This window comes from Vibrio sp. 811 (assembly GCF_033339195.1).
The window spans coordinates 1-792 of the sequence record NZ_JAWOUB010000282.1 but is presented as its reverse complement, the minus strand read 5'-3'; the positions used below and the strand labels follow the sequence as shown (position 1 = coordinate 792).

General features: G+C 49.6%; 1 pseudogene. It reads left to right on the top strand.

Annotation, left to right across the window (positions count from 1 at the left end):
• Positions 1–792, top strand: a pseudogene (locus R7Q46_RS26360) (polynucleotide adenylyltransferase PcnB); the annotation flags it as partial.

The following is a 792-nucleotide window of genomic DNA, read 5'->3' as shown; positions in this document are numbered from 1 at the left end:
AAGATCGTCTGATTCGTCTGATTGGCGATCCAGAAACACGCTACCGTGAAGACCCTGTGCGCATGCTGCGTGCGGTTCGCTTTGCCGTGAAACTGGACTTTGATATTGAAGAAGACACAGCAGCACCAATCGAAGAGATGGCGCCGCTACTGCGTGAAATTCCTTCCGCTCGTCTTTTCGAAGAGTCACTCAAACTCTTGCAGTCAGGCCATGGTCTAGAGACATACCACCTGCTACGTGAATACAACTTATTCCAACAGCTGTTCCCAGCCATTTCGGAGCACTTCACAGAAGACTACTCGTCGCATACTGAACAAATGCTCGATCTTGTGTTGGATTCCACAGACATGCGTATTGAAGATGGCAAGCGCATTAACCCAGCATTTATGTTTGCTGCGATGCTGTGGTACCCGCTTTGTGCACTAGCAGACAAACTCATGGACCAGCATAACTTGTGTCATTACGACGCGATCATGGAAGCGAGCAATATCATTCTTGATGATCAAGTTCGTACCATCGCAATTCCACGTCGCCATACTGCGACCATCCGTGAGATTTGGCAGCTGCAATTGCGCCTTCCACGACGTAATGGCAAACGTGCGTTCCGCCTAATGGAACTCAACAAATTTAGAGCTGGCTTTGATTTTCTTGAAATGCGCGGTGAAATTGAGGGTGGCGACACTCTGAAGCTTGCTAAGTGGTGGGAAACTTTCCAAAATGCAGGCCGAGAAATGCGCCAAGCGATGGCCGCAGACCTAGATGGTCAAGCACCAAAATCGGGCCAACGTCGCC